Below are 8,576 nucleotides of genomic sequence, written 5' to 3' on the forward strand. Positions count from 1 at the left end.
CTAATCATGTTATGCTGTACATAATGAGAAATAAGAAAGGATTTTGAACGTGGAAGCTACAGCGCAGCAAATATTGAAGGATTATTACGGCTATGACACTTTCCGAAGAGGGCAAGCCGAAGTAATCGAGCATGTGATGAAAAATGAAAATACGTTAGCCATCATGCCGACTGGCGGAGGAAAATCCATCTGCTATCAAGTGCCAGCATTAATGCGCCAAGGAACTGCACTGATCATCTCTCCGCTTATTTCCTTGATGAAGGATCAGGTCGATGCGCTGACGGCGATGGATATACCTGCTGCTTATATAAACAGCACACTGGAAGCTGCCGAAATGGAATGGACGATGCAGCAAGCCGCACAAGGTGCCTTCACCTTCCTTTACGTGGCACCAGAACGACTGGAAAATACTCGTTTTCTGCAAATGGTTCGCCGCATTTCGATAAGCTTGATAGCTTTTGATGAGGCTCACTGTATTTCCCAGTGGGGTCATGATTTTCGTCCAAGCTATCGATCTGCTACCAGCATACTTGAAAAACTGACAGAGACACCTCCTGTAATGGCTTTAACCGCTACTGCAACGCCACAGGTAGCAGACGATATACAGAGACTATTGGATATCCAAGAAGACTTCACGACTCGCACAGGCTTTGCTCGTGATAATCTACGCTTTCAAGTAGTGAAAGGAGCAGGTAAAGAGCGCTACATCCTGGATTTCATTCAAAAGCGCAAGCAGGATACTGGTATCATCTATGCACCAACTCGGAAGCTAGTCGATCAGCTTTCCTTGTTCCTGGACCGGCAAGGAGTCAAAACAGCCAAATACCACGCTGGTATGAGCGAGGCAGATCGTCAGGCAGCACAATCTTCCTTCATCCAAGATGAAGTCAGTGTTATGATCGCAACGAATGCTTTTGGAATGGGAATCGACAAAAGTAACGTGCGTTATGTACTGCACTATGCCTTGCCTATGAATATGGAAGCCTATTATCAGGAAGCGGGACGTGCAGGTCGTGACGGAGAACCGAGTGACTGTGTTTTGCTCTTCTCAGGACAGGACGTACATTTACTGAAGTTCCTAATTGAAAATTCATCTTCCGATACACAAGCGGAATATCAGAAGCTGCAGCAAATGATGAATTACTGCCATACGCAGAGCTGCTTGCAGACGTATATGCTTCACTATTTTCAAGATCCTCATATACCGGAGGATTGCGGCAGATGCAGCAACTGTCTGAATGAATTCGAAAAAACAGATATGACGCGAGAAGCGCAAATGGTACTTTCCTGTGTCAAACGAATGGATGAGCGCTTCGGTGCCGTATTGGTTGCAAAGGTACTTAAAGGATCCAAGGACAAACGAATCAAGCAATTCGGACTCGAGAATCTTTCCACGTACGGCATCATGAGAAACCGAACAGAAAAAGATATAACACAATTCATCCATTATCTTTCAGCCGAAATGATCCTTGCACCAACCGATGATAAATATCCTGTTCTGACACTTACAGATGAAGCTGTCCAAATTCTCAAAGGCGAAAAGAAAGTAATGATGCAGATTGCTAAAGCGACTGAGACAGCCGAAGCAGACTATGATGAGGCATTATTCCAAGAATTACGGGAATTACGCAAGGAGATTGCTCAGGCAGAAGGGCTTCCTCCTTATGTCATCTTTTCGGATGCAACACTGAAGGAGCTATGCCGATACGTTCCGCATAGTCAAAGTGAGATGCTTGGAATTAAAGGTATCGGAGAAAGACGGATGGATCAGTATGGAGAGCAGTTCCTTGAAGTGCTAAAACAGCATGAACAGACAGCAACGGTTCCTAACCGTGATCAAAAGCCATTACTAGAGGAAAAGCAAGATACTCCAAGTCATCTAATTAGCTTTGAAGCGTTTGAGAAAGGCAGTTCCATGGAAGAAATAGCGAAAGAGCGGGGCTTGACTCCGATGACTGTCAGCAATCATCTGTTCAAAGCCTATGCTGATGGAGAACCGCTCGATCTTCAGCAATTTTTCACAGCAGAGCAGGAGACAGCCGTTCTGGATGTACTGAAGCAGCATGATGAACTTCCAAAGCTTCGGGAAATCAAAGAAAAAATGGATGTAGCGTGCGACTATCATGCTATCCGCGCTGTACTCGTGCACCAAGGTATTTTAGAACAATAAAAAAACCGCATTACTGGTTCAGTCCAGTAATGCAGTTTTTTTTATTTAGTCGAACTTAATTGCCCAGCTACCGTCACGAAAAACGGGCTCGGATGAGTCATCTGCAAAAATACCATCAATGGATAGATCTGCTGATCCGATCATGAAATCAGTATGTGTCAGACTGTCGTTAACTCCATGCTTATCAAGCTCTTCCGCATTCATGGAAGCTCCGCCTTCCAGTGTAGTCGGATAAGCTTTTCCTAAAGCAACGTGACACGAAGCATTTTCATCATACAGTGTATTGTAGAAGATGAGACCAGACTGAGAAATTGGAGATTCATGCGGTACCAATGCAACTTCTCCAAGACGCAAAGCTCCCTCATCTGTTTCCAGCAAATGCTTCAATGTCTCCTGTCCTACCTCGGCTTTATAATCAACAACCTTTCCTTCCTTGAAGGTAAGTGTGAAGTTATCGATCGTATATCCATCATAAATTAATGGCTTTTTACTTGTAACAGTTCCATCAACGTCGTATTTATGCGGCATCGTGAACACTTCCTCAGTTGGCATATTCGGATTGAATTCAGTGCCGCTTTCGGTAGTAGAAGAACCACCTTTCCAAATATGACCTTCTGGTAAGCCAATCTTCAAATCGGTCCCTTCAGATTTAAAGTGAAGCTTTTTGTACCGTTTACCATTCAGAACGTCGCGGGCATTATGCAGCGTAGCATTATGCTCTTTCCACGCTTGAATCGGATCGTCCTGATCAACACGGACAATTTTGAAGATAGAGTCCCAAAGTAGCTTCGTTGCTTCCTCGGCTGATTTCCCTGGGAAGATCTTCTGTGCCCAGGCGTCTGTCGGAATAGTTATAATCGTCCACGGAACGATATCGTTCATTGTATAATGGCGAAGATGCTGCAATGCTTGCGCAGTAGCTTTCGTTGCTTGCGCTACTTTGTTTCCATCCACATCTTTGAGAAGATCAGGGTCAGTGGAGCGGATCTGCAGAAGTGCTGCACCCTTTTTCATATAATAAGCACGCTGCTCTACAAGCCAATCAGGGATATCTGTGAGCACTTCCTCGGATTGATGCGTATATTTCAAAAGCATCAGGGTATCATCTGACCAATTGATATGTACCTCACTTGCGCCCAGTTCATAAGCACGCTTCGCAATCAAACGGACAAATTCCACACCATCAATCGGCGCCATGATAAGTAGTGGCTGATCCTTTTGAATATTTACACCTGTACGTAAGGCGATCTCTGCATATTTTTCTAATAATTTCTTATCTGGCATTGGAATCAATCCTTCCCGTCCTTGAATTCAGACTATTCTTCCATTCTAGTAAAGTATGCGCAAATTGGCACGAAATATGCCTCAGATGTTGTCTAGCTTCAAAGACCAGAAACTGCGGCATAAGCGAGGAATCCCTGTGCGGGGAAGGACACCCACTCCGGGCTCCCTCTCTTATAGCCTCCGTTTCTAACCAGTCTTTTCCGCTTTTCTATTGTTGTCTAGCTTCAAAGACCAGAAACTGGGCATAAGCGATGAATCCCTGTGCGAGGAAAAGCGCCTCACTCCGGGCTCCCTTACTTACCGCTTCGTTTCTAAACGGTTTCTTACACTTTTCTATTGTTGTCTAGCTGCGGTGACCAGAAACGGAGCGGTAAGTAATAAATCCCTGCGTGGGTTAAAGCGCCCACTCCGGGCTTTCTCACTTACCGCTCCGTTTCTAGACGGTCACCTCCGCTTTTCTATTTCTTCTACTAGCAAGGACAAGTCTTCCCAACGCTCCATCTTTTGTTCCAGTTGCTGTTCCAGCTCCTGCTGTTCGGTAAACAGTTCCTGGACACGCTCACTGTTACTGCCTGCCTCTGTTATCCCTTCGGCACATGCTTCCAGTCGCTCTTCCAGATCAGCAATTTCATCTTCTATTGAATTCCATTCCTGCTGTTCTTTGTAGGATAGCTTCTGTTTTTTCTTTTCTTTTCGCTCTTGAATTGGCTCTGGCTTTGTCTGCTGTAGTTTCGGTTGTTCCTGAACTTTTTCCCGGTACTCGCTATAGTTGCCATAGAACGTTGAGACCGCTCCTCCACCTTCGAAAAGGATTAGCTGGTCCACTACGCGGTCAAGGAAATACCGGTCATGGGAAACCGTTATAACGACACCCGGATAGCTATCCAGATAATCTTCAAGAATGCCTAATGTTTCCGTATCCAAGTCATTGGTCGGTTCATCAAGAAATAAGACATTCGGCTCCTGCATCAGGACCCGCAGCAAATACAGTCTTTTTCTCTCTCCGCCAGACAAACGATGGATATACGTATATTGATGATTCCGCGGGAATAGGAATTGCTCCAGCATCTGTTCTGCAGTAATGATGTTTCCATCAGCGGTATGGATGACCTCTGCTACTTCCTTAATATAATCAATGATGCGCAGCTGCTGGTCCATATCCTGCTGCAGCTGTGTATAATACCCCAGCTTAACAGTCTCTCCAGTCTCCACTTCCCCTGCTGTCGGCTGTACTCTGCCGGCAAGTGTATTCAAAAGAGATGTCTTCCCGCTTCCATTCGGACCGATAATACCGATACGATCACCTGGTTTGAAGAGGAAATCGAAGTGACTGAATAAGGGTTTATCATCGAATTGAACCGTTACGTCTCTTGCCTCCAGCACCTTCTTACCTAAACGGGCGGCTCCAACCTGGAGATCCAACTCGTTTTCCTGTGTCTGGAATTTGGTTTCTTTCATCTGTTCTACCCGCTGGATCCGTGCTTTTTGTTTGGTTGTCCGAGCTTTCGCTCCGCGGTGCAGCCACGCAAGTTCCCGGCGCAATGTATTTTGATGCTTCTCCTGATCCAGAAGCGTCTGAGCTTTCCGCTCTGCTTTTTTCGTCAAATATGTTTCATAGTTTCCTTCATATCGATAAAGACTGCCCATCTCCAATTCAAAGATGTGGCTCGTTATCCGGTTCAGAAAATACCGATCATGTGTTACGAGCATGATAGCTCCAGGGTAGCTAGGTAAATAGCCTTCAAGCCATTCAATTGTCTCGTTATCCAGATGGTTTGTCGGCTCATCCAGCAGCAACAAATCAGCAGGCTGAATAAGTGCCTTCGCCAGCGCTACCCTCTTTCGCTGACCGCCTGATAGAGTATCGACAGAAGCCGTATAATAGTCGACCCCAAGCTTCGTCAGTATTGTTTTCGCTTGAGTACTTGCATCCCATGCATCTTCTGCATCCATTTTAGCTTGAAGGGTAAACAGCCGATTTTGAGTCTTAGCGTTATCCGGCTCCTGCTCCAAGCTTGAGAGAGCTTCCTCATATGCACGAATTGTCTGCAGAATTGGACTAGTCCCGCTAAAAACCTCCTCCAGCACGGTTTTACCTGGAGTTAGTTCTGGCTCCTGAGCCAAATAAGCCAGCTGAAATGTTTTGCTGTGGTCGATGTTTCCGCTATCTGAACTTTCGATACCAGCCAGGACCTTCAGCAATGTCGACTTACCAGTTCCATTGACACCTACCAAACCGATTCTATCTCGGCTTTCAATATGGAATTCAATTTCCTGAAACAGCTGTTTATCTCCATATGTTTTTGTAAGATTCTCTACACTAAAAATTCGCATGTGCTCCTCCTTCCCGGACAAGGAAAAAGCCGCCCGTACAGGCGGCTTTTTCCTTATCCATCCCTGCTTATTGCTGTGGCATGGTCTTTCTGGCACCATGATTGACAGGGCCTACGTATTGATTAAGCTGGAATCCTCCGCGAATCGCTTCTGTAATGAATGTCTTCGCTTCATAAATTGCTTCTTTCACACTGCTGCCGTTAGCCAACAGTGCACAAATAGCTGCAGAACTTGTACAGCCAGCACCGTGCGTATAAGTCGTATCGACATTCTCACTTTCAAGAATTTCGAAGCTTTCTCCGTCATAAAGCACGTCAATCGCTTTATCTATTTCAAGCTTGCTGCCGCCTTTTACAAGGACATATTTTGCACCAAGCGCATGAATTTTCTGCGCAGCTTCTTTCATTTCTTCCACAGAATGAATCAATGGCATTTGGGCCAGTTTAGCAGCTTCGAACAAGTTCGGTGTGATGACAGTCGCAAGCGGGACCAGTTTCTCCCGTAGACTAACTGTGTTTTCCGGCTGCAACTCTTCATCCGCACCTTTACATACCATAACCGGGTCAATGACTACATTCGGGATGTTGTTTTCTTTGATCATATTTGCAGCCAATTCGATGATTTCTGGAGAACCTAGCATTCCTGTTTTCACCGCATCAACACCAGCTCCTACTACAATCGTGTTCAGCTGTTCTTTCACTGTATTCACATCAACTGGGAATACATTATGATGCCAGTTATTAAAAGGATCCATTGCTACGATAGTCGTCACAGCAGACATTCCGTATACGCCAAATTCCTGCATCGTCTTCAGATCCGCCTGGATACCAGCTCCGCCAGAGGAATCTGAGCCTGCAATTGTTAATGCTTTTTTCATGTCCGTTACCCCTTTTGCACACATGCTGTCATTTTTTATCACTGGTTGTATTATACTCCTTTTCCTCCATGTCTATCAACCAGCCAGCATAACTGCAAATTAGAAGAGTTAACTTTGGCTGAATTCTGCTTTATATAAGGTTTTTCGTCAATATCCCCTCCTTTTACTGGAAAACTATGTTGGATATGTAATACAATGAATCTAGTTGTTTTTACCTATTTTTTTAGGAGGTGTTCCCTGTTGGAAGAGTATGGATTGGAAGAATCATATTTAAATAGGAGTTCTGCGCTCCACCGTCGGCATTATGGTCAGTATTTCACTCCCGATAATATTGCAGACATAATGAAACAATGGGTGCTGCATAATCTCCAAGGCACTCGGCTGCTTGACCCTGCTGTCGGTCTGGGGAAGCTAGTCCAAGATATACCAACTACATATGATATTGATGCATACGATGAAGACTTAAAGATTCTGGAAGCTAACAGGGACTTTTTCTCATCCCATTCATCTATTCAGTTGTATAAACATGATTTTCTTGTGGATGGCTGGGACAAAACGTATGACGGCATTATTTGCAACCCTCCTTATATTCCTTTCCGAAACGAAGATGAAAAGGAGATCTACTTAAACTTATTCCGGCAGAATATGGGCGTTTCGCTTTCTACATATACTAATTTGTACGGTCTATTTATACTGAAAGCTCTGCATCAATTAGATGAAAATGGACGCGCTGCGTTTATTGTACCGTCAGACTTCTTGAATGCCAGGTATGGAACGAAAATAAAAGAGTATCTTCTGCAAGATAGCAGCCTGGAATTAATCATTAACACCGATATTCAAATGGGTTGGTTCAAAGGAGCGGCGACGACCAGCTCTCTGCTGTTATTCGATAAGTCAAATAGAAGTGATACGATTGAGTTTATCCGTACGCAATCCAATGAAGAGCTTCAGCAGGCAGCAACATATATGTTATCGGATAGGAACAAGCCTCTCGGTATCATTCATCATCGGCAGGATTTGGTTCCCGCTGATAAGTGGAGATTGCATTTCTACCAGGAAGACCAAAAACGCTTCAAAAACGTGCAGCCGCTCAACCATTTTGCTGCTGCTAAACACGGTATAAAAACTGGATCAAATCAATATTTCTGCTTCAACAATAGCAAGATGCGCCAGTGGAACATTGGCAAGCAGCATTTTCTGCCTTGTATTTCTAAATCAGCTCAATTAAAGAATCCCTTTTTTACGTACATTGATTACAAGCAGCTCATGCAAAATGACGAACAAATGCTTTTGCTGTACGCAGATGATGAACAATTAGAGAATCATGCACTGGTACAGTATCTGGAGGATGGAAAGGCCCATCGAGTTGATCAGCGTCATCTCATCCGCTCCCGCAAGCCTTGGTACCGGTATCCTGTTTTGGATGCAGCGCCTATTTTGGTAAGTGTGTTCAACCGGAAGCATATACAGTTTGTCCGAAACAAAACCAATGTCCGCCATCTAGACCAGTTGATCGGCATTTATCTTTATGAGGAATATGAAGAGGATGCAGACCTTTTCATGGCTTACTTCCTCAGCGATAGAGCGCAGGAGCTGATGGCAAATCCCCATAAGGAATACGGTAAGGATCTGAAGAAACTGGAGCCGAAGGATTTGAATTCATCTTTAGTACTGGATGTACAAGCACTTTCGGAGGAACAGAAACAGGAAATACGCAGTCTATATGAACGGATTGAATATTTAACGACACATGACGGAGATCAGCGGGAATTGGAACATCATTATCAGCTGCTGAATGAATTCTTTCATGATTGGATACAACCATATGAGGAAGAGGCTGGACATAACTAAATTCCCATTGCTTAAAACCGAATGTTATTCTTGAGCGCCGCTTAGGCAGAACACTCCGCT

General features: G+C 44.5%; 5 protein-coding genes. 2 read left to right on the forward strand and 3 right to left on the reverse strand.

The window, feature by feature from the left end; all coding sequences use genetic code 11:
- Positions 1-49 precede the first annotated feature (49 nt).
- Positions 50-2,170, forward strand: a complete 2,121-nt coding sequence (gene recQ, locus CHH48_RS11165; protein ID WP_095219276.1) for a DNA helicase RecQ — start codon at positions 50-52, stop codon at positions 2,168-2,170.
- A gap of 45 nt (positions 2,171-2,215) precedes the next feature.
- On the opposite strand, the gene CHH48_RS11170 is transcribed toward recQ, so the two are convergent.
- From CHH48_RS11170 to pdxK, 3 genes are all read right to left on the reverse strand, one after another.
- Positions 2,216-3,454, reverse strand: a complete 1,239-nt coding sequence (locus tag CHH48_RS11170; RefSeq protein ID WP_095219275.1) for an aminopeptidase — start codon at positions 3,452-3,454, stop codon at positions 2,216-2,218.
- A 444-nt stretch (positions 3,455-3,898) separates the two neighbouring features.
- Positions 3,899-5,788 (reverse strand): ABC-F family ATP-binding cassette domain-containing protein, encoded by a 1,890-nt coding sequence (locus tag CHH48_RS11175; RefSeq protein ID WP_095219274.1) that lies wholly within the window; start codon positions 5,786-5,788, stop codon positions 3,899-3,901.
- Between the two features lie 67 nt (positions 5,789-5,855).
- Complete coding sequence (gene pdxK, locus CHH48_RS11180) at positions 5,856-6,665, reverse strand: pyridoxine/pyridoxal/pyridoxamine kinase (protein ID WP_095219273.1); 810 nt, start codon at positions 6,663-6,665, stop codon at positions 5,856-5,858.
- Positions 6,666-6,905: 240 nt separating this feature from the next.
- Between pdxK and CHH48_RS11185 the strand changes: the two genes are divergently transcribed.
- A complete protein-coding gene (locus tag CHH48_RS11185) occupies positions 6,906-8,516 on the forward strand; it encodes an HsdM family class I SAM-dependent methyltransferase (protein ID WP_176466760.1) in 1,611 nt (536 codons plus the stop codon).
- Positions 8,517-8,576: the final 60 nt, after the last annotated feature.

The organism is Terribacillus saccharophilus, from assembly GCF_002272075.1.
Taxonomy (GTDB): Bacteria; Bacillota; Bacilli; order Bacillales; family Amphibacillaceae; genus Terribacillus; species Terribacillus saccharophilus_A.

Bases quoted from the DNA above. Each gene is read 5' to 3' on its own strand.
- CHH48_RS11170 (WP_095219275.1), bottom strand. From the start codon at position 3,454: ATGCCAGATAAGAAATTATTAGAAAAATATGCAGAGATCGCCTTACGT.
- CHH48_RS11175 (WP_095219274.1), bottom strand. From the start codon at position 5,788: ATGCGAATTTTTAGTGTAGAGAATCTTACAAAAACATATGGAGATAAA.
- pdxK (WP_095219273.1), bottom strand. From the start codon at position 6,665: ATGAAAAAAGCATTAACAATTGCAGGCTCAGATTCCTCTGGCGGAGCT.